Below are 18,948 nucleotides of genomic sequence, written 5' to 3' on the forward strand. Positions count from 1 at the left end.
GTACTGGATCTTCCCATGAGTTCTGTTGCTGTGTTCAGCAAGGCCTCGCCGTTCGATGCATTGCAGCGCTGGCTCCCAAAACTGGTGCTGGCGCCGAGCATGTTCATCGTTCTGGTGGGCTTCTATGGCTATATCTTGTGGACGTTCGTCCTGTCGTTCACCACCTCGACCTTCTTGCCGAACTACAAGTGGGCAGGCCTGGCGCAGTATGCGCGGCTGATGGACAACGATCGCTGGTGGGTGGCGAGCAAGAACCTGGTGCTCTTTGGCGGCATGTTCATCGGTATCACCCTGGTGATCGGCGTGCTGCTGGCGGTGTTTCTTGACCAGCGCATTCGTCGCGAAGGTTTCATCCGCACCATCTACCTGTACCCGATGGCGCTTTCGATGATCGTTACCGGTACGGCCTGGAAATGGTTGCTCAACCCGGGCATGGGCCTGGACAAATTATTGCGGGACTGGGGCTGGGAAGGCTTCCGCCTCGATTGGCTGATCGACCCGGATCGCGTGGTGTACTGCCTGGTGATCGCGGCAGTGTGGCAGGCCTCGGGCTTCATCATGGCGATGTTCCTGGCCGGCCTGCGGGGTGTCGATCAATCGATCATCCGGGCCGCGCAGATCGATGGCGCGAGCATGCCGCGCATCTACTGGAAAGTGGTGCTGCCGAGCCTGCGTCCGGTGTTCTTCAGTGCGGTGATGATCCTGGCGCACATCGCGATCAAGAGCTTCGACCTGGTGGCGGCGATGACGGCCGGCGGCCCGGGTTACTCCTCCGACCTGCCAGCCATGTTCATGTATTCCTTCACCTTCAGTCGCGGCCAGATGGGCATGGGCTCGGCCAGTGCAATCCTGATGCTCGGTGCGATTCTCGCAATCATCGTGCCTTACCTGTACTCCGAGCTGAGGACCAAGCGTCATGACTAGTCTCGCTGCCAAACCTTCCATCAGCCTGAGCCGCATCGCGATCTACGCGGTGCTGATCCTCGCCGTACTGCTTTACCTGGTGCCGTTGGTGGTCATGCTGTTGACCAGCTTCAAGACGCCGGAAGACATCAGCACCGGCAACCTGCTGAGCTGGCCGACCGTGGTCAGCGGCATCGGCTGGGTCAAGGCCTGGGCCACGGTGGACGGCTACTTCTGGAACTCGATCAAGATCACCGTCCCGGCGGTGCTGATCTCTACCGCCATCGGTGCCTTGAACGGCTACGTGTTGTCGATGTGGCGTTTTCGCGGTTCGCAGTTGTTCTTCGGCCTGTTGCTGTTCGGTTGCTTCCTGCCGTTCCAGACCGTCCTGCTGCCGGCCTCGTTCACCCTCGGCAAGATGGGCCTGGCCAGTACCACCACGGGCCTGGTGTTCGTGCATGTGGTCTACGGCCTGGCGTTCACCACGCTGTTCTTCCGCAACTACTACGTCAGCATTCCCGATGCGCTGGTGAAGGCGGCGCGACTGGACGGTGCGGGGTTCTTCACCATTTTCCGGCGGATCATCCTGCCGATGTCCACCCCGATCATCATGGTCTGCCTGATCTGGCAGTTCACCCAGATCTGGAACGACTTCCTGTTCGGCGTGGTGTTCTCCAGTGGTGATTCGCAGCCCATCACGGTGGCGCTGAACAACTTGGTCAACACCAGTACCGGGGCCAAGGAATACAACGTGGACATGGCGGCGGCGATGATCGCCGGGCTGCCGACCCTGCTGGTCTATGTGGTCGCAGGCAAGTATTTCGTGCGCGGTCTGACGGCCGGCGCAGTCAAGGGGTAATCATGGCAACGCTTGAACTTCGCAACGTAAACAAGACCTATGGTGCCGGCCTGCCGGACACCCTGAAGAACATCGAGTTGTCGATCAAGGACGGTGAGTTCCTGATCCTCGTCGGACCTTCGGGCTGCGGCAAGTCCACGCTGATGAATTGCATCGCCGGCCTTGAGACCATCACCGGCGGCGCGATCATGATCGGTGACCAGGATGTCAGCGGCATGAGCCCGAAGGATCGTGACATCGCCATGGTGTTCCAGTCCTACGCGCTGTACCCGACCATGAGCGTGCGCGAGAACATCGAGTTCGGTCTGAAAATCCGCAAGATGAACCAGGCTGCCATCGACGAAGAAGTCGCGCGCGTGGCCAAGCTGCTCCAGATCGAACACCTGCTCAACCGCAAGCCCGGCCAGCTTTCCGGCGGCCAGCAACAACGTGTGGCCATGGGCCGGGCGCTGGCGCGGCGGCCGAAGATCTACCTGTTCGACGAACCGCTGTCCAACCTCGACGCCAAGCTGCGGGTCGAGATGCGTACTGAAATGAAGCTGATGCACCAACGCCTGAAGACCACCACGGTCTACGTGACCCACGACCAGATCGAAGCCATGACCCTGGGCGACAAAGTGGCGGTGATGAAGGACGGGATCATCCAGCAGTTCGGCACGCCGAAAGAGATCTATACCAACCCGGCCAACCTGTTCGTGGCGAGCTTCATCGGTTCGCCTCCGATGAACTTCATCCCGTTGCGCCTGCAACGCAAGGACGGTCGCCTGCTGGCGCTGCTCGACAGCGGCCAGGCCCGTTGCGAGCTGCCGATGGGCATGCAGGACGCCGGCCTGGAAGACCGCGAAGTGATCCTGGGCATGCGCCCGGAGCAGATCATGCTGGCGGGCAGCGAGCCCAATGGCTTGCCGACCATCCGCGCCGAAGTCCAGGTCACCGAGCCCACCGGGCCGGACACCCTGGTGTTCGTCAACCTCAACGACACCAAGGTCTGCTGCCGTTTGGCGCCGGACGTGGCGCCGCAGGTTGGAGAAACCCTGACGCTGCAATTCGATCCGTCGAAAGTGCTGCTGTTCGATGCCCAGTCCGGCGAGCGCCTGGGCGTGGCCGGCCAGGCGCAAACAGATGCCCGGAGCGCAAACGTCGCGCAGTTCAAAGGCCGATGAGAGGCCTGTGTGGGAGCAAGCCGCTCCAACAGGAAAAGGAGTATGCGGTGAGTGGGGGACCACCCATCGCAATCGTTGTAAACCGCGTTAGATAAAAACAGTTAATAACAATAAAGACGAGGATGTAGGGATGAAGAAGAAAAATAACGCCCAGCTTATCTGCCAGTTGTCAGCCGTTGCGGCGATGATGCTGGCCGGTAGCGCACACGCAGCCGACGCGTTCAGCGCCGATTCGCAGTGGATGACGGGTGACTGGGGTGGCGAACGGACCAAGCTGATCGAGCAGGGTATCGACATCAAGGCCGACTACGTCGGCGAAATGGGCGCCAACCTGCATGGCGGCTACAACAACGACAAGACCGCGCGTTACTCCGACCAGTTTGGCCTGGGCGTAGCGCTGGACCTGGAAAAGCTGTGGGGTTGGGATAACACCCAGGCCAAGATCCAGCTGACCAATCGTAATGGCGAGAACATCTCCAACGACCGTGTCGGCGATCCGCGTGCCGGGACCTTGAGTTCCTCTCAGGAAGTCTATGGCCGGGGTCACATGGTCCGTCTGACCCAGTTGTGGATCAAGCACCAGTTCCTCGATAACAAACTGGACGTCAAGGCCGGTTACTTCGGCGAGGGCGAAGACTTCAACACCTTCCCTTGCGAATTCCAGAACCTGGCCTTCTGCGGCTCCCAAGTGGGTAACTGGGCGACCGGTATCTGGTACAACTGGCCGGTTAGCCAGGCCGCGATCCGCGTGAAATACAACATCACGCCTGAGTTCTATGCGCAGATCGGTGCGTACAACCAGAACCCTTCGCAACTGGAACACGGCAACGGCTTCAAGCTCAGCGGCAGTGGTACCAAGGGCACCGTCATTCCGGTCGAGTTGGTCTGGTCGCCGAAGGTCAACAACCTGCCGGGCGAATACCGTGTCGGCTACTACAAGAGCACGGCCAAGGCTGATGACGTCCGTGAGGACGACAACGGCGACGATGCGGCGACCACCGGTAACGCCTATCGCAGTCACAGCAGCAAGCACGGCTACTGGTTCGTGGCGCAGCAACAACTCACGACCCACAACGGTGACGCTTCCCGCGGCCTGAACATCGCAGCCAATGCGACCTTCCACGACAAGGACACCAACGTCGTCGACAACTACCAGTCGCTGATGTTCGTGTACAAGGGGCCGTTCGACGCACGTCCCAAGGATGACATCGGGATTGGCTTCGCCCGCATCCATGTCAACGAAGACGTGAAGAAAAACGCTGAGCTGACCAACGCTGCCAATGGTGTGTCTGACTACAACGATCCACTGTTCGCGCCGTTGCGTAGCACTGAGTACAACTACGAGCTCAATTACGGCATCCATGTCACCAACTGGCTGACCGTACGTCCTAACCTGCAATACATCACTCATCCAGGCGGTGTGGATGAAGTGGACAACGCGCTGGTGGCCGGCCTGAAAATTCAGTCGGTGTTCTAACGCTGTTGCGATAAGCTCCTCTCTATGTGCGCATATTTGCGGATGGCCAAGGCTGTCCGCTTTTTTTTGGGGTGTGCGTTTGGCTAGCGCAGAACCTGTGGCGAGGGAGCTTGCTCCCGCTGGGTTGCGAAGCGACCCCAAAGCCATTCACTGCGGTGCCTTAGCCTGACCGCATTTGCCTTGTTACGACTGCTTCGCAGCCGAGCGGGAGCGAGCTCCCTCGCCACAAAAAGAACGCGTTGCAACCAGATGAGCAACTCAATGATTTCCAGGACTGCGGCCCATGCATGAGCATCCGCTACAACGCTTTTTCAGATCCTTGCGCGAGCGCCCGGTGTTCGCCTGGGAGCGCTATCGACAGCGCGACGTGTTGGTGATCGATCACCCGTTGTGCCAGGCGGTGTTCAGTCGTCAGGGCGCACAGTTGCTGCATTTTCAGCCCAAGGGCCAGAAGCCCTGGTTGTGGTGCGCGGCCAAGTGGCCGCAAGTCGGGGCGATCCGCGGCGGGGTGCCGGTGTGCTGGCCGTGGTATGGCCGCCATCCGAGCGAAAACGCCTGGCCGTCCCACGGTTGGGCGCGGTTGATCGATTGGAAGCTGCTCGACAGCCGTAGTGACGAAGAGGGTGTGCACCTGCATTGGCAATTGCAGTTGTGCGACTGGCAGGTTGACCTGCATGCGGACCTGGGTGAACGCATGGAACTGCGCTTGAGCACCGAGCACCAGGACAGCCTGCCGTGCCAGTTGAGCCAGGCTTTGCATGCCTACTGGCGTATTGGTGACGTTGGTGAGGTAGCGCTGTCTGGGCTCGAAGGTGCACAGGGTTACGACCAGTTGAACCGTGCGGCTTGTCAGCAGGAAGGCGAGTTGCGCGTCGAGGGCGGTTGTCAGCGGGTGTTTCAGCATGAGGGCGAATTGCAGCTCAAGGACCACGCTTGGCAGCGCGAATTGTGCATCGACACCGGTGACAGCGCCGACACCGTGGTCTGGCATCCCGGCGCGCGGCCGTTGCTGGGGGTGAGTTGGGATGAGGTCAGCGAATTCGTCTGCGTCGAAGCCGCCAGTGGCGGCACCGACAGCCTGTGCCTGGCGCCGGGGGAGCGGGCGCATCTGAGTTTGCAGGCGTGGGTGGGGGCTTAGCTCAGGATCTCTGGTGTGGCGGCTGGCCCCTTCGCGAGCAAGCCCGCTCCCACAGGGGTTTTGTGAACGCCAAAGATCCAGTTGTGGGAGCGAGCCTGCTCGCGATGACGGCCTGTCAGGCAATAAAGCACTCAGGTCCGATCAGTTGAACTCATCCCCCACCGGATACCGGCTGGCATTCAGGCTTTCCTTGATCTTGCGCAGGTGTGGCTGGAAGTCCACGCCTCGGCGCAAGGTCATACCGGTGGCGAGCACGTCCAGCACGGTGAGCTGGATGATCCGTGAGGTCATCGGCATATAGATGTCGGTGTCCTCGGGCAACGGAATGTTCAGGCTCAGGGTACTGGCCTTGGCCAAGGGCGAGCCTTCGGCGGTCAGGCCCAGCACCGAAGCGCCGTTTTCCCGAGCGATGCGCGCCACTTCCACCAGCTCACGGGTGCGGCCAGTGTAGGAAATGATCACGAACAGTTCGCCGGTATGGGCCACCGAGGCGATCATGCGCTGCATCAGCACGTCGGCGTGGGCGGTCACCGCCAGATTGAAGCGGAAAAACTTGTGCTGGGCATCCAGCGCCACCGGGGCGGAGGCGCCGAGGCCGAAGAAGTGGATCTGCCGGGCCTGGATCAGCAGGTCCACGGCACGACTGATCAAATTGGGATCAAGGGCCTGGCAGGCGCTGTCCAACGAGGCAATGGCACTGCCAAAGATTTTCCGGGTATAGGCTTCCGGGTTGTCGTCGGCTTCCACCGCACGGCTGACATAAGCGGCGCCGCTGGCCAGGCTTTGGGCCAGTTGCAGCTTGAGCTCCGGGTAGCCGCTGACGCCGAACGAGCGGCAGAAACGGTTGACGGTCGGTTCGCTGACCGAAGCGGCCTGGGCGAGGGCGGCGATGCTGAAGCGGGTCGCCTGCTGCGGGTTGAGCAGGATGATCTCGGCCACCTTGCGTTCAGCCTTGTTCAGGTCTTCAAGGCGACTCTGGATCTGTTCCAGTAAATTTCGCACGCGGTCCATACAAGATTCCTAGAAAGACGGGTCTTTGATACGACCCTTTGCGGTGGCCTATCCTACTGATGGCTCCGGCGGACCACCACTCGGAATCGGTATTTTCGAAAAATGTTGTGGTTATTACTACATTTTTCCTTGAGTGATACCTTGAAAAAAGGTATTTGTAGTTTAACTTGATAAAAGAACAAACATCATGCCTTCGATTACGGTTGAACTGTGCACCTTTGCCTTGTTCGGCGCGTTGGGCGATCTGGCCTTGCGCAAGCTTTTTCCTGCCCTGTATCAGCTCGATGGCGCCCAATTGTTGCACGAGGACACGCGGATCATTGCGCTGGCCCGTGAACCCGGTAGCGAGCAGCAGCACCTGACATTCATCGCTGCCGAGCTGCGTCGTTACGTGGGTGAAAAAGACCTGGACGAAGCCGTACTCGAGCGCTTCCTGGCACGATTGACCTACCTGCACGTGGATTTCCTCAAGGCCGACGATTATGTCGCCCTGGCCGAAGCGGTCGGTTCGACCCAGCAGGTCATTGCCTATTTCGCCACCCCTGCGGCGGTGTATGGGGCGATCTGCGAGAACCTGGCGAAGGTCGGTTTGAGCGAAAACACTCGGGTCGTGCTGGAAAAACCCATCGGCTCGGACCTGGAGTCCTCGCGCAAGGTCAACGATGCCGTGGCGCAGTTCTTCCCGGAAAACCGCACCTATCGCATTGACCATTACCTGGGCAAAGAGACGGTCCAGAACCTGATCGCGCTGCGCTTCGCCAACAGCCTGTTCGAAACCCAGTGGAACCAGAATTACATTTCCCACGTGGAAATCACCGTGGCCGAGAAGGTCGGCATTGAAGGCCGCTGGGGCTATTTCGACAAGGCCGGCCAACTGCGGGACATGATCCAGAACCACTTGCTGCAGCTGCTTTGCCTGATCGCCATGGACCCACCGGCCGATTTGTCCGCCGACAGCATCCGTGACGAGAAGGTCAAGGTGCTCAAGGCTTTGGCGCCGATCAGCCCGGAAGGCCTGACCACCCAGGTGGTGCGCGGCCAGTACATCGCGGGTCACAGCGAGGGCAAGGCGGTGCCGGGCTACCTCGAAGAACCCAACTCCAACACCCAGAGCGACACCGAGACGTTCGTCGCGCTGCGTGCCGACATCCGCAACTGGCGTTGGGCCGGGGTGCCGTTTTACCTGCGTACCGGCAAGCGCATGCCGCAGAAGCTGTCGCAGATCGTCATCCACTTCAAGGAACCGTCCCACTACATCTTCGCCCCCGAGCAGCGTTTGCAGATCAGCAACAAGCTGATCATCCGCCTGCAACCGGACGAAGGGATTTCCTTGCGGGTGATGACCAAGGAGCAGGGCCTGGACAAGGGCATGCAATTGCGCAGCGGTCCGCTGCAACTCAACTTCTCCGACACTTATCGCAGCGCTCGGATTCCCGATGCCTACGAGCGGTTGTTGCTGGAAGTCATGAACGGCAATCAGAACCTGTTTGTCCGTAAAGACGAAATTGAAGCCGCGTGGACGTGGTGTGACCAGTTGATCGCCGGGTGGAAAAAATCCGGCGATGCGCCCAAGCCCTATGCGGCCGGGTCCTGGGGGCCGATGAGCTCCATTGCACTGATCACGCGGGATGGGAGGTCGTGGTATGGCGATATCTGAAGTGAAACTGCCCCAGGGCGTCAGCGCCCATGAATTCAAGAACCCGGTGCTGCTGGCCGAAGGCCTGGCGCTGAACGTGGCCGAGCAGTTGCGCAACGCGATCGACGCGCGCGGTACGGCGACCCTGGTGGTGTCCGGTGGCCGCAGCCCGGTGGCGTTCTTCCAGCACCTGGCCAAACAGGCATTGGACTGGTCCAAAGTGGTGGTCAGCCTGGCCGACGAGCGCTGGGTACCGGTTGAACACGCTGACAGCAACGCCGGCCTGCTCAAGCGTTACCTGCTGCAAGGCGCCGCGGCCAAGGCCCAGTTCCTCAGCCTCTACAGCGCCAGCGCCAACCTGGAAGCGGCTGCCGAGCAGGCCGATCGTTTGCTGGCCGAGCTGCCGCCTATCGATGTACTGGTACTAGGCATGGGCGATGACGGGCACACCGCCTCGCTGTTCCCTGACAGCCCGAACCTGGCGCAAGCCCTGGATGCCAACGGCACGCGCCGTTGCTGGCCGATGCTGGCACCGACCGTGCCGCACCAGCGCTTGACCATGAGCCGCGCCTTGCTGGCTTCGGCGCAACACAAAGTGCTGTCGATTTCCGGTCAGTCGAAATTGACCACTCTGAACGCCGCGGTGGCGGGTGACGATGTCGCCGAAATGCCAATCCGCGCGTTTTTGCAACCTACGTTAGAGATTTACTGGTGCCCATGAACCAAGGATCAGCCGCTATGACAAACCCATCCCCGACCGTTTCCATGGCGGACAAAGTTGCCCTGATCGACAGCCTCTGCGCCAAGGCGCGGATCCTGCCGGTGATCACCATCGCCCGCGAACAGGACATCCTGCCACTGGCCGATGCCCTGGCCGCCGGTGGCCTGACGGCGCTGGAAGTGACGCTGCGCTCCCAATACGGCCTCAAGGCCATCCAGGTGCTGCGCGAGCAGCGTCCGGAACTGGTGACCGGCGCGGGCACGGTGCTTGACCGTCACATGTTGGAGGCCGCCGAGGTCGCGGGCTCGCAGTTCATCGTCACCCCAGGCATCACCCGTGATTTGCTTGAGGCCAGCGTCCATAGCTCGATCCCGTTGCTGCCAGGTATCAGCAACGCTTCGGGCATCATGGAGGGCTACGGCCTGGGCTATCGTCGCTTCAAACTGTTCCCGGCCGAAGTCAGCGGCGGTGTCGCGGCCATCAAGGCCTTGGGCGGCCCGTTCGGCGAAGTGAAGTTCTGCCCGACCGGCGGCGTGAGCCCGGCCAACATCAAGAGCTACATGGCGTTGAAGAACGTGATGTGTGTGGGCGGAAGCTGGATGCTTGATCCGGAGTGGATCAAGAACGGCGACTGGGCTCGCATCCAGGAATGCACCGCCGAGGCCCTGGCGCTGCTGGACTGATTGCTTTACCGAAACCTCGTTGGGTGTTCTACGGCTTTACGGTGCGCTTGGTCGGCGCGCCGTTTTTTTTTGCCCGGGTTTTTGTGCCGGCACAGATTTCCTGTGGCGAGGGAGCTTGCTCCCGCTGGGCTGCGAAGCAGTCCTGAAACCTGTCACCACGGTCCGCCAGGTCAATCTCATCGTGCCTTTTTGGGGCTGCTGCGCAGCCCAGCGGGAGCAAGCTCCCTCGCCACAACTATGTCTGGCTCAGGCTGATCAGCGCCGCAGTCAACCGCTCGATATCACTGGCCAAGGTAATCAGCCCCGGGGTTATGCGGATGCACGGCCCGACGCTGGTATTGCGCACCACGGTGAAGATCCCGTGCTCATTGAGCAGTCGATCGGCCATCGCCTGTTGATCGACATGGGCGGTGAAGCGCATCGCCGTGATGCCGCAATAGAGACGCCGGTCATCCGGGGTCATGACTTCGATGCCCGGCACATCGCGCACGGCATTCACCCACAGGTCGCGCAGGTAGCACAGGCGCGCGCCTTTGGCCAAGGCGCCGCCCAGGCTCCGGTGTTCTTCGAAGACCAGGGGCAGGGTGAGCAAGGCAGGGATGTTGGGCGTGCTGTGGGGCGTGCGCGAGCGGACGTCGGTGGAGGGGTAGCTGTCTTCGTCCATGTCCGGGGCGATGTCGGCCAACCGCTGCGGCGCGATGTACAGGAAGCCCTGGGAGAGAGGGCCGCCGATCCATTTCTGCAGGTTGAACCCGGCAAATTCGATCCCCAGCTTCCTCAGGTCGAAATCAATCTGGCCCAGGGCGTGGGCACCGTCGAGAATGATATCGACGGCAAATTCCCGGGCGCTCTCGGCAATGGCCTGGACCGGCATGACCAGGCCGGTGAGGTGGTTAACGTAGGTCAGTGTCATCAGCCTGAGACGCGGGTAGCGAATGAACGCTTCGCGATAAGTGCCCACCAGGCTTTCGAAACTGGCAGGGTGCTGGTGGACGATTTCGATCACCTCCACGCCCCGCTGGCGAGCCAGCCAGCGCATTGCGCTTTTGACCGAGGCATATTCCAGATCGCAGATCAGCACTTGGTCGCCCGGCTTCAGACCGTTGTAGTTGCGAATCAGCGTCTGCAAGGCATCCACCGCGCTGCCGGCCAACGCCACGCTCTGGGGGGAAGCGTGGATCAGCCGGGCGATCTGCTGACGAATGGCTTCACCGTGTCCACGGTCGAAATGCTGGCGCACGTACACCGAATTGCCCCGATTGATGAATTCGATATGGCGCTGGTATTCCTCCACCACGGTACGGGACATGCGGCCGAAGTAGCCGTTCTCCAGATTGAGTGGCCCGGCGGGATCGACGTCGTAGCGACCGACAAACGTCTGCCAGAAAGCTTCATCGTGGGCGCGTAGCGTGTTTTCGGGCATGACGGGGGCTCAACTGGTCAGGGGCGAGGCTTGGGTTTGCCGTGTTTGGCGCGCAATGGATCGAGCAGGTCCGACAGTCCGTTATGATCGATTTCCTGCATCAGTGCCAGCAAACCACCCAGTTCACCGTGAGGGAAACCCTCGCGGGCGAACCAGTTCAGGTATTGACCAGGCAGGTCAGCCAGGATTCGACCCTTGTATTTACCGAAGGGCATCTGGCGCGTGACCAGCAGTTCGAGCTTTTCCGGGTTCATGGCAATCGTCTTGATTCAAACAGCTTGGAAAATACAGGCATTCTGCATGCAGGCCAAATGACAGATCATGCAAATAACGCGGATACAGATTTCTTCTTTTTTGATAACTGATTGATTTTAAACAGAATTATATCGATTATTCGGCTGGCACGGCCGATGCAATATCCCTTGCAGGTTTTCTATTCACCAAGCAAAGGAACTGAAAAATGACTGACATCAACAAAGAATCCATCTCCGTCTTGAACGACCTGATCGAGACCAGTAAAGATGGCCAGGAAGGGTTCAAGACCTGCGCTGAAGACATCAAGCATCCTGAACTCAAGTCTCTGTTCGTTCAACGTGCCGCTGATTGCGCAACCGCGGCGGCCGAGTTGCAAGCTGCCGTTCGCTCGCTGGGTGGCGATCCGGAAACCTCCACCAGCGTCGCCGGTGACCTGCACCGTCGTTGGGTGGACGTGAAGTCCATGTTCACCGGCAAGGATGAAGAAGCGGTGCTCAACGAAGCCGAGCGTGGCGAGGACCATGCGCTCAAGGCCTACAAGGAAGCACTGGAGAAAATCACCAAGCACAACCTGGTCGGTATTCGTGACCTGGTTGAGCGTCAGTACCACGGTGTGCAACGCAACCATGACCAGGTCAAGGCTCTGCGCAACCAGGCACGTGCCAGCTAAATAACGCGTCCTGATCCAGAAAACGCCAGCTTGCCTGGCGTTTTTTTATGGGGACGACTCAGGCTCAAGGTGACCACTGTTGTGGCGCCAGATAGAAACAGTGTGTTGTTGAATCCACAATAATCAGCTGTGGACTCTTAATAGGTAGCTAGCTAATAATTGCATCGGCTATCTCCCCGCATTGCATCTATTGTTACTGGCGTCCCCCCAAAGAGTTTTTCGCGTGCCCATAACCTTCCAGGCCTTGTTTGCCCCTGACCGCCTCGCTTTGCAGTTCGCCACCAAGACCGTGCTTGGCGCTGGGCTGGCGTTGTGGCTGGCGTTGCGCTGGGGTCTGGAGCAGCCGTCATGGGCGCTGATGACCGCGATCATCGTCGCTCAGCCCCTGTCCGGGATGGTGGTACAGAAGGGCTTGGCGCGATTGGTCGGCACGCTGGTGGGCACCGTCATGTCGGTGCTGTTCATGGGCCTGTTTGCCCAGGCGCCGTGGCTGTTCCTGCTGGCCCTGGCGCTCTGGCTGGGGTTGTGCACCGCCTGTTCGACGCTGCTGCGCAGTGCCTGGTCGTACTCATTCGTGTTGGCCGGTTACACGGTGGCGATTATTGCGCTGCCGGCCATTTCCCATCCGCTGAGTGTGTTCGACCAGGCGGTGGCGCGCTGCACTGAGATCAGCCTGGGCATCGTCTGCGCCACGGCGGCCAGTGCCTTGCTCTGGCCGTTGCGGGTCGAGCGCCAGTTGGCCGGCCAGGCTTTTGCTGCCTGGCAGAGTGGCATGCAGGCCGCCCGTGCCACCCTGGCTGGCGATGCCCAGGCCCGTAAAGGCTTGCTGGAAATTCTTGGCAGGATTGTCGCGGTGGATGCCCAGCGCGAGCATGCCTGGTTCGAAGGTAGCCGTGGCCGACAGCGAGCCCGGGCCATCAGCGGCTTGAGCCAGAAATTGCTGATGCTGCTGCGCCTTTCGCGTTCGGTGCGCCGGCAGTGGAAACAGCTTGAGCCCGAGGAGGCGCAGGCCCTCCAGCCGTGGATGAACGAGGTGCGGCAAGCCCTCGACGCCGACAGTGCGACCTTGCAAGCCTTGCGCCCCCGGGTATGGGATGCGTCTCACGACCCCCAGATGAGCTCGGCGCAAAGTTACTGCCTGGCACGGTTCGCCTTGTTGCTCGATACCGCCCTGGCCGCCTGCGCCGCCTTGACGGCGGTACAGGAGGGCAGGGAAGCGGCGGATCCGCCGCGAACCCTGGCGCCCCATCGTGATCTGTCCCTTGCTATGGTCTTCGGTGCTCGCAGCGCCCTGGCATTCCTGGCGGTCGCCTGTTTCTGGCTGGCGACCGCCTGGCCCGCCGCATCGGGTGCGCTGGTGCTGACGTGCGTGGTGTGCAGCCTGTTTGCCAGTCGCGAAAACGGCGCGCAGATTGGCATGAGTTTTCTGCGGGGCATCCTGTTGGCCGTGCCGACGGCATTTGTGATCGGTGAGCTCGTGCTACCGCAATGGAGCAGTTTTGCGATGCTCTGCATGGCCATGGGCGTGCCGTTGTTTTTCGGTGCGCTGGGTATGGCCAAGCCGCAGATCTTCGCCACCGCGACATCGTTCTGCCTGCATTTTGTCGTGCTGGTTTCACCACTCAATACCATGAAATACGACGTTGCGGCGTTCTTCAACAATGCCCAGGCAATGATGATTGGCGTAGGCGCGGCGGTGCTGGCTTTCAACCTGCTGATTTTGCGCAATCCGGCCTGGCACAGCCGCCGTCTGCTGGCCGCGACCCTCCACGATCTGGTGCGCCTGACCCGTCGCAGCCTGCGTGGTGCCGAGAGCTGGTTCGGCGGGCGCATGGCCGACCGGCTGTTGCAGTTGGCGCGGCATTACCCTGAGTTGCCTGTGCAGGCGCGCAGCCGTTGGGATGATGGTTTGCTTGGCCTGGACATTGGCGATGAGCTGTTGCATCTGCGCCTGAGCCTGGCCGTCGCCCAAGTACCCGATACCCGGGCGCAGCGGCGTTATTTCGAAGCGCTGGAGCAGGTGCTCGAACGCGGCCCGGCCGGTGACCAGGCCGATGCGTTGGCTGCGGCGAGCACGGAGTTCCTGAACGTGTTGTCGACCCAACCACCCGGTGACGCCTTGAAGCTGGCCCAGGGCGCGGTGGTGCAATTGCAAAACAGCTGGCGCGCCTGGTGCCACCAGCACGAACCTGAACGACGGGAGCACAGCCATGGGCTTGCGTGAGTGGTCGATTGGCGGGGTGTTGCTCAGCCCGTTCCTGATTTATGTGGTGCTGGCGTTGCTGGTGACCGGCGCGTTGCGCCTGTTGCTCAGCCTGGTGCCGGCCGGGCGCTGGATCTGGCATGAAGCCTTGTTCGACTGCGCCCTGTATGTCTGTGTCCTGACCGTTATTACCGTGGTCCTCGGGCCGCTATAGGAGTTGAACATGCGTACCTCCGTACGTGTTGCCGTCACGCTGTGCATGGTGGCCGTGGCGATCTTCGCCGGGTTTCACCTGTGGCAGTACTACATGCTCACGCCCTGGACCCGTGATGCGCGGATCCGTGCCGACGTGGTGGTGATTGCACCCGATGTGTCGGGTTGGGTGCGCGAACTCAAGGCTGTGGACAACCAGCAGGTCAAGGCCGGCGATGTGTTGCTGAGTATCGACCGTGAGCGTTTCGAGGCGGCGCTGGAGAAAGCCCGGGCGGTGGTCCAGACGCGCCAGCAGCAACTGAGCCTGCGCGAACACGAAGCCAGTCGCCGCGCGGCCCTGGGGCCTCAGGCCATCAGTGCCGAACTGCGGGAAAACGCCCAGATCAACGCTGGCATCGCCCGAGGCGAACTGCGCGAAGCCCAGGCCGAGGCCAAGGTGGCCGAGCTCAACCTGGCCCGCAGCCAGGTCCTGGCCCCACGCAACGGCCACATCACCAACCTTCGCCTGGCCGAAGGCAACTACGTGAATGCCGGGCAGCCGGTCATGGCGCTGATCGATGACTCGACGTTCTATGTGCAGGCCTATTTCGAAGAAACCAAATTACCCAGGATTCGTGTGGGCGATCCGGTCAAGATCTGGCTGATGAGTGCCGGCCATGCCTTGGAAGGCCATGTCGAAAGCATCAGCCGTGGCATTACCGACCGCAACACCAACCCCGATGCGCAGTTGCTGGCAGAGGTCGAGCCGACCTTCAATTGGGTGCGCCTGGCCCAGCGGATACCGGTGCGGATCAAGCTGGACAAGGTGCCGGAAGGGGTGAATCTGAGTGCCGGGATGACGGCGAGCGTGCAGGTGCGCGAAGACCAGCCATAAATGTGGGAGCAAGGCTTGCCCGCGATGAAGATGACTCGGTCTCTCAGGGAACCGAGGCGCTTGCATCGCGAGCAAGCTTTGCTCCCACACAGTGGCTCGCCACAGTTCATTCACTTTAGAGGGTGGTAATCAGCCGACTGTGATCGCCGGCAACGTCGGCAAGGTCACGGTCTGCTGTTTGCGCGGGGCGAGGATTTCGGCTTCGCCGTCCACCACCAGTTCATCGCGCTGGTTGAATACGCGCGTGGCGATGCGCACACGGAACTTCGGCATTTTCTCCAGGATTTCCAGGCGCACGGTCAGGGTGTCGCCGATCTTTACCGGTTTCTGGAAGCTCATTTGCTGGCCGATATAGATGGTGCCCGGCCCAGGCAACTCGCAGGCCACCGCCGCGCTGATCAGCGCACCGCTGAACATGCCATGGGCGATGCGCTCCTTGAACATGCTCGCTGCGGCGAACTCGGCGTCCAGGTGCACCGGGTTGTGATCGCCCGACATCGCCGCGAACAGTTGGATGTCACGCTCTTCGACGGTCTTGCTGTAGCTGGCGGTCTGGCCGATTTCGAGGGCTTCGTAAGGGGTGTTGGTAACCTGGGTCATCTGTTTCAGATCCTGTGACAGAGTAAAGGAAAAATGCTGCAAGCCTACTCGCTGCGTGGCGGCCGTTTGTGGCTCAGGGCCTGGGCTATCCAGGCCAGCACATCGGCGGTCACTTCATCGCGGTTGGTTTCATTGAACAATTCGTGCCGGGCCTGCGGGTAAATCGTCAATTGCAGGTGCTGGCTGCCGGCGTCACGCAGAGCGTCAGCCAGATCCTTCAGACGCTTGCCTTCGCTCACCGGATCACATTCGCCACCGATCACCAGCAGGGGCAGGCCCGGATCGATCTGGGCGAGATTGGACGCTTTGCTGATTTGCTGCAACCCGCCGAGCAGATCGACCCACAGTTGATTGGTGCAGCGAAAGCCGCACAGCGGATCGTGGACATACTTGTCGACTTCGGCCGGATCGCGACTGAGCCAGTCGAAGGGGGTACGCGTGGGTTTGAATTTCTTGTTGAAACTGCCGAACGACAGCCACTCGATCAGGGCACTGCGCCCCGTGGCACCCTGGCGGCAGCGTTCGAAGCGGGCGATCAGGCGAGCGCTGCGGTAAAGCGCCACCGGCTGAAAGTTCGAGCCGCTGAGGATCGCCCCGTGCAGGCTGGCGCTGTGATGTAACAGGTAACCCTGGGCGATGTAGCTGCCCATGCTGTGGCCCAGCAGCAGGATGGGGGTATCGGGGTATTGCTGGACGATATGGTGGTTGAGGCTGGCCAGGTCGCCCACGACCTTGGCCCAGCCGTCCTCGTCGGCAAAATGGCCGAGAGTCGCTTGCTCGCCGGTCTTGCCGTGGCCGCGCAGATCCATGGCGCAGACGCCGTAGCCGGCGTCGCACAGCGCCTGGGCCAGGCGTGCGTAGCGACCGCTGTGTTCGGCCATGCCGTGGGTCAGCATGATCACCGCCAATGGGGCGGTGTCGGGCAACCACTGGTTGACGAACAGGCGGCTATGGTCGGTTGCTGTCAGCCAGAACGTTTGGTGGATCATGGCGATTCCTTTGCACAAGGTCAGACGCAGCGTCGCAGCATTGTATAGCGCATCCGTTGCGTCTCGTCTGAACCGAGGCAGGAAGATTCACACAATCTATGACGCAGGTCGCCATATTTGCCTGATTGGCCATAGCTGCTAGTGTCCCAAGAGCTCCGCCTCTGCAAGCGACACAGAAGCGGCCCGGATACGCTCAGGTAAAGAGGACAAAAACAATGCAGCCTGATTTCTGGAATGACAAACGCCCGGCCGGCGTGCCCCTGGATGTTGACCTTGGGGGCTACAAGTCGGTGGTCGAGGTGTTCGAGCGTTCCTGCAAGAAATTCGCCGACCGTCCGGCGTTCAGCAACATGGGGGTAACCCTCACGTATGCCGAGCTCGAACGCTACAGCGCGGCCTTCGCCGGTTACCTGCAAGCCCATACCGACCTGGCACCGGGCGATCGTATCGCGGTACAGATGCCCAACATCCTGCAATACCCGATCGCCGTGTTCGGTGCCTTGCGCGCCGGGCTGATCGTGGTCAATACCAACCCGCTGTACACCGCGCGGGAAATGCGTCATCAGTTCAAGGACTCCGGTGCTCGCGCGCTGGTGTACCTGAACATGTTCGGGCAGAAGGTCCAGGAGGTGCTGCCCGATACGGACCTGCAGTACCTGATCGAAGCGAAGATGGGCGACCTGATGCCCGGCGCCAAGGGCTGGTTGGTCAACACGATGGTGAGCAAGGTCAAGAAAATGGTCCCGGCCTATTCGCTGCCTCAGGCCATTTCCTTCAAGAGCGCCTTGCGCCTGGGACGCGGCCAGGGCATCAAGCCACTGAAAGTCGGTCTTGATGATATTGCAGTGCTGCAATACACCGGCGGCACCACCGGGTTGGCCAAGGGCGCGATGCTGACCCACGGCAACCTGGTGGCCAACATGCAACAGGCGCGGGCTTGCCTGGGGCAGCTCGGCGATGACGGTCATCCACTGCTGCGCGAAGGCCAGGAAGTCATGATCGCGCCGCTGCCGCTTTATCATATCTATGCGTTCACGGCGAACTGCATGTGCATGATGGTGACCGGCAACCACAACGTGCTGATCACCAATCCGCGGGACATCGGCGGCTTCATCAAGGAACTGAAGAACTGGCGTTTCTCGTTGCTGCTGGGGCTCAACACGCTGTTCGTGGCGCTGATGGATCATCCGGATTTCAAAACCCTGGATTTTTCCCACCTCAAGGTCACCAACTCTGGCGGCACTGCGCTGATCAAGGCCACCGCCGAACGCTGGGAGCAGATCACCGGTTGCGGCATTACCGAAGGTTATGGCCTGACCGAAACCTCGCCGGTAGCCTGTGCCAATCCCTATGGCGGCAAGTCCCGGCTAGGTACCGTGGGAATGCCGGTGCCAGGCACGCTGATGAAAGTGATCGACGACGCAGGTGTCGAACAGCCCCTGGGCGAGCGCGGCGAGCTGTGTATCAAGGGCCCGCAGATCATGAAAGGCTACTGGAACAAGCCCGAGGCCACGGCCGAAGTGCTGGACAGTGAGGGCTGGTTCAAGTCAGGCGATATCGCGGTGATCGACCCGGACGGTTTCGTGCGCATCGTCGACCGCAAGAAGGACATGATCATCGTCTCGGGTTTCAATGTGTACCCCAACGAGATCGAAGACGTGGTGATGGCCCACCCCAAGGTGGCCAACTGTGCGGTGATCGGTGTGCCGGACGAGCGTTCGGGGGAGGCAGTGAAACTGTTCGTGGTGGCGCGCGAAAGCGGGGTCAGCCTTGAAGAGCTCAAGGCCTACTGCAAGGAGAATTTCACCGGCTACAAGATTCCCAAGCACATCGTGTTGCGAGAGTCGCTGCCGATGACGCCGGTGGGCAAGATTCTGCGGCGGGAGTTGCGGGATATCGCCTGACGCCAGAGAGGTCCCGTAGAAGACCCTGTGGGAGCGAGCCTGCTCGCGATTGCGGTATATCAGTGACAGAGATGTTGACTGGTACACCGCAATCGCGAGCAGGCTCGCTCCCACAGCTGTTTGTGTATTCAGAGCGATTTAGTGAGTTTTGGAATTTTTACTCTAAAAGTGACCATTGCACATTCTTGAGTCATGTTTATGACCGTTAGGCCCACTTTTGGCTCTA

The 18,948-nt window shown here is 60.8% G+C and carries 18 protein-coding genes; 13 read left to right on the forward strand and 5 right to left on the reverse strand.

Translation table 11 applies throughout. The features are described 5' to 3' along the window. Window positions 1-15: 15 nt before the first annotated feature. The 5 genes from PSH86_RS06465 (at window position 16) to PSH86_RS06485 (ending at window position 5,540) form a co-directional block, all read left to right on the forward strand. Window positions 16-924: a carbohydrate ABC transporter permease gene (locus PSH86_RS06465; protein ID WP_060738869.1), complete on the forward strand. Its 909-nt coding sequence runs from the start codon at window positions 16-18 to the stop codon at window positions 922-924. Then, the gene (locus PSH86_RS06470; RefSeq protein WP_003198539.1) at window positions 917-1,762 is read left to right on the forward strand and encodes a carbohydrate ABC transporter permease; all 846 of its coding nucleotides are present in this window, start codon (window positions 917-919) and stop codon (window positions 1,760-1,762) included. The genes PSH86_RS06465 and PSH86_RS06470 overlap by 8 nt, the downstream gene beginning before the upstream one ends. Window positions 1,763-1,764: 2 nt before the next feature. After that, window positions 1,765-2,925: an ABC transporter ATP-binding protein gene (locus PSH86_RS06475; protein WP_109755746.1), complete on the forward strand. Its 1,161-nt coding sequence runs from the start codon at window positions 1,765-1,767 to the stop codon at window positions 2,923-2,925. 130 nt (window positions 2,926-3,055) lie between these two features. Then, window positions 3,056-4,402: a carbohydrate porin gene (locus tag PSH86_RS06480; RefSeq protein WP_305488715.1), complete on the forward strand. Its 1,347-nt coding sequence runs from the start codon at window positions 3,056-3,058 to the stop codon at window positions 4,400-4,402. Window positions 4,403-4,685: 283 nt separating this feature from the next. Beyond that, complete coding sequence (locus PSH86_RS06485) at window positions 4,686-5,540, forward strand: D-hexose-6-phosphate mutarotase (protein WP_109755748.1); 855 nt, start codon at window positions 4,686-4,688, stop codon at window positions 5,538-5,540. A 141-nt stretch (window positions 5,541-5,681) separates the two neighbouring features. Here PSH86_RS06485 and PSH86_RS06490 read toward each other — a convergent pair whose 3' ends face one another. Next, window positions 5,682-6,542 (reverse strand): MurR/RpiR family transcriptional regulator, encoded by an 861-nt coding sequence (locus PSH86_RS06490; protein ID WP_170842276.1) that lies wholly within the window; start codon window positions 6,540-6,542, stop codon window positions 5,682-5,684. A gap of 196 nt (window positions 6,543-6,738) precedes the next feature. On the opposite strand from PSH86_RS06490, the gene zwf reads away from it, so the two are divergent. From zwf to PSH86_RS06505, 3 genes are read left to right on the forward strand one after another with little or no spacing between them, the layout of a single operon-like run. Beyond that, window positions 6,739-8,208 (forward strand): glucose-6-phosphate dehydrogenase, encoded by a 1,470-nt coding sequence (zwf, locus tag PSH86_RS06495; protein ID WP_305488718.1) that lies wholly within the window; start codon window positions 6,739-6,741, stop codon window positions 8,206-8,208. After that, complete coding sequence (gene pgl, locus PSH86_RS06500) at window positions 8,195-8,908, forward strand: 6-phosphogluconolactonase (RefSeq protein ID WP_163855071.1); 714 nt, start codon at window positions 8,195-8,197, stop codon at window positions 8,906-8,908. The genes zwf and pgl overlap by 14 nt, the downstream gene beginning before the upstream one ends. A gap of 17 nt (window positions 8,909-8,925) precedes the next feature. Beyond that, complete coding sequence (locus tag PSH86_RS06505) at window positions 8,926-9,591, forward strand: bifunctional 4-hydroxy-2-oxoglutarate aldolase/2-dehydro-3-deoxy-phosphogluconate aldolase (protein WP_109755751.1); 666 nt, start codon at window positions 8,926-8,928, stop codon at window positions 9,589-9,591. 235 nt (window positions 9,592-9,826) lie between these two features. Here PSH86_RS06505 and PSH86_RS06510 read toward each other — a convergent pair whose 3' ends face one another. After that, window positions 9,827-11,014 (reverse strand): aminotransferase class V-fold PLP-dependent enzyme, encoded by a 1,188-nt coding sequence (locus tag PSH86_RS06510; RefSeq protein WP_109755752.1) that lies wholly within the window; start codon window positions 11,012-11,014, stop codon window positions 9,827-9,829. Window positions 11,015-11,031: 17 nt separating this feature from the next. Then, window positions 11,032-11,268, reverse strand: a complete 237-nt coding sequence (locus tag PSH86_RS06515) for a DUF3820 family protein (protein WP_027912035.1) — start codon at window positions 11,266-11,268, stop codon at window positions 11,032-11,034. 206 nt (window positions 11,269-11,474) lie between these two features. Here PSH86_RS06515 and PSH86_RS06520 point away from each other — a divergent pair, with 206 nt between their 5' ends. The 4 genes from PSH86_RS06520 (at window position 11,475) to PSH86_RS06535 (ending at window position 15,229) form a co-directional block, all read left to right on the forward strand. Continuing rightward, on the forward strand, window positions 11,475-11,939 hold the full coding sequence (locus tag PSH86_RS06520) for a PA2169 family four-helix-bundle protein (RefSeq protein WP_109755753.1): 465 nt from the start codon (window positions 11,475-11,477) through the stop codon (window positions 11,937-11,939). A gap of 223 nt (window positions 11,940-12,162) precedes the next feature. Continuing rightward, window positions 12,163-14,163 carry an FUSC family protein gene (locus tag PSH86_RS06525; RefSeq protein WP_109755754.1) on the forward strand — a complete coding sequence of 667 codons (2,001 nt, stop codon included), beginning with the start codon at window positions 12,163-12,165 and terminating at the stop codon, window positions 14,161-14,163. Beyond that, window positions 14,150-14,356 (forward strand): DUF1656 domain-containing protein, encoded by a 207-nt coding sequence (locus tag PSH86_RS06530; protein WP_003198565.1) that lies wholly within the window; start codon window positions 14,150-14,152, stop codon window positions 14,354-14,356. Before PSH86_RS06525 ends, PSH86_RS06530 begins: the two co-directional genes overlap by 14 nt. A gap of 9 nt (window positions 14,357-14,365) precedes the next feature. Continuing rightward, window positions 14,366-15,229, forward strand: coding sequence for an HlyD family secretion protein (locus tag PSH86_RS06535; RefSeq protein WP_109755755.1), 864 nt, complete (start codon window positions 14,366-14,368; stop codon window positions 15,227-15,229). Between the two features lie 129 nt (window positions 15,230-15,358). On the opposite strand, the gene PSH86_RS06540 is transcribed toward PSH86_RS06535, so the two are convergent. After that, window positions 15,359-15,829, reverse strand: coding sequence for a MaoC family dehydratase (locus tag PSH86_RS06540; RefSeq protein WP_092166033.1), 471 nt, complete (start codon window positions 15,827-15,829; stop codon window positions 15,359-15,361). A gap of 44 nt (window positions 15,830-15,873) precedes the next feature. Further along, window positions 15,874-16,818 (reverse strand): alpha/beta hydrolase, encoded by a 945-nt coding sequence (locus PSH86_RS06545; RefSeq protein ID WP_305488729.1) that lies wholly within the window; start codon window positions 16,816-16,818, stop codon window positions 15,874-15,876. A 215-nt stretch (window positions 16,819-17,033) separates the two neighbouring features. On the opposite strand from PSH86_RS06545, the gene fadD2 reads away from it, so the two are divergent. Next, on the forward strand, window positions 17,034-18,722 hold the full coding sequence (gene fadD2, locus PSH86_RS06550) for a long-chain-fatty-acid--CoA ligase FadD2 (protein ID WP_109755757.1): 1,689 nt from the start codon (window positions 17,034-17,036) through the stop codon (window positions 18,720-18,722). Window positions 18,723-18,948 lie beyond the last annotated feature (226 nt).

The sequence above is a fragment of the Pseudomonas sp. FP2300 genome (assembly GCF_030687595.1).
Lineage (GTDB): Bacteria > Pseudomonadota > Gammaproteobacteria > Pseudomonadales > Pseudomonadaceae > Aquipseudomonas > Aquipseudomonas bijieensis.

What these genes read in the sequence shown, in the direction of transcription:
- PSH86_RS06465 (WP_060738869.1), top strand. Translation starts at nt 16, where the DNA reads ATGAGTTCTGTTGCTGTGTTCAGCAAGGCCTCGCCGTTCGATGCATTG.
- PSH86_RS06470 (WP_003198539.1), top strand. Translation starts at nt 917, where the DNA reads ATGACTAGTCTCGCTGCCAAACCTTCCATCAGCCTGAGCCGCATCGCG.
- PSH86_RS06475 (WP_109755746.1), top strand. Translation starts at nt 1,765, where the DNA reads ATGGCAACGCTTGAACTTCGCAACGTAAACAAGACCTATGGTGCCGGC.
- PSH86_RS06480 (WP_305488715.1), top strand. Translation starts at nt 3,056, where the DNA reads ATGAAGAAGAAAAATAACGCCCAGCTTATCTGCCAGTTGTCAGCCGTT.
- PSH86_RS06485 (WP_109755748.1), top strand. Translation starts at nt 4,686, where the DNA reads ATGCATGAGCATCCGCTACAACGCTTTTTCAGATCCTTGCGCGAGCGC.
- zwf (WP_305488718.1), top strand. Translation starts at nt 6,739, where the DNA reads ATGCCTTCGATTACGGTTGAACTGTGCACCTTTGCCTTGTTCGGCGCG.
- pgl (WP_163855071.1), top strand. Translation starts at nt 8,195, where the DNA reads ATGGCGATATCTGAAGTGAAACTGCCCCAGGGCGTCAGCGCCCATGAA.
- PSH86_RS06505 (WP_109755751.1), top strand. Translation starts at nt 8,926, where the DNA reads ATGACAAACCCATCCCCGACCGTTTCCATGGCGGACAAAGTTGCCCTG.
- PSH86_RS06510 (WP_109755752.1), bottom strand. Translation starts at nt 11,014, where the DNA reads ATGCCCGAAAACACGCTACGCGCCCACGATGAAGCTTTCTGGCAGACG.
- PSH86_RS06515 (WP_027912035.1), bottom strand. Translation starts at nt 11,268, where the DNA reads ATGAACCCGGAAAAGCTCGAACTGCTGGTCACGCGCCAGATGCCCTTC.
- PSH86_RS06520 (WP_109755753.1), top strand. Translation starts at nt 11,475, where the DNA reads ATGACTGACATCAACAAAGAATCCATCTCCGTCTTGAACGACCTGATC.
- PSH86_RS06530 (WP_003198565.1), top strand. Translation starts at nt 14,150, where the DNA reads ATGGGCTTGCGTGAGTGGTCGATTGGCGGGGTGTTGCTCAGCCCGTTC.
- PSH86_RS06535 (WP_109755755.1), top strand. Translation starts at nt 14,366, where the DNA reads ATGCGTACCTCCGTACGTGTTGCCGTCACGCTGTGCATGGTGGCCGTG.
- PSH86_RS06540 (WP_092166033.1), bottom strand. Translation starts at nt 15,829, where the DNA reads ATGACCCAGGTTACCAACACCCCTTACGAAGCCCTCGAAATCGGCCAG.
- PSH86_RS06545 (WP_305488729.1), bottom strand. Translation starts at nt 16,818, where the DNA reads ATGATCCACCAAACGTTCTGGCTGACAGCAACCGACCATAGCCGCCTG.
- fadD2 (WP_109755757.1), top strand. Translation starts at nt 17,034, where the DNA reads ATGCAGCCTGATTTCTGGAATGACAAACGCCCGGCCGGCGTGCCCCTG.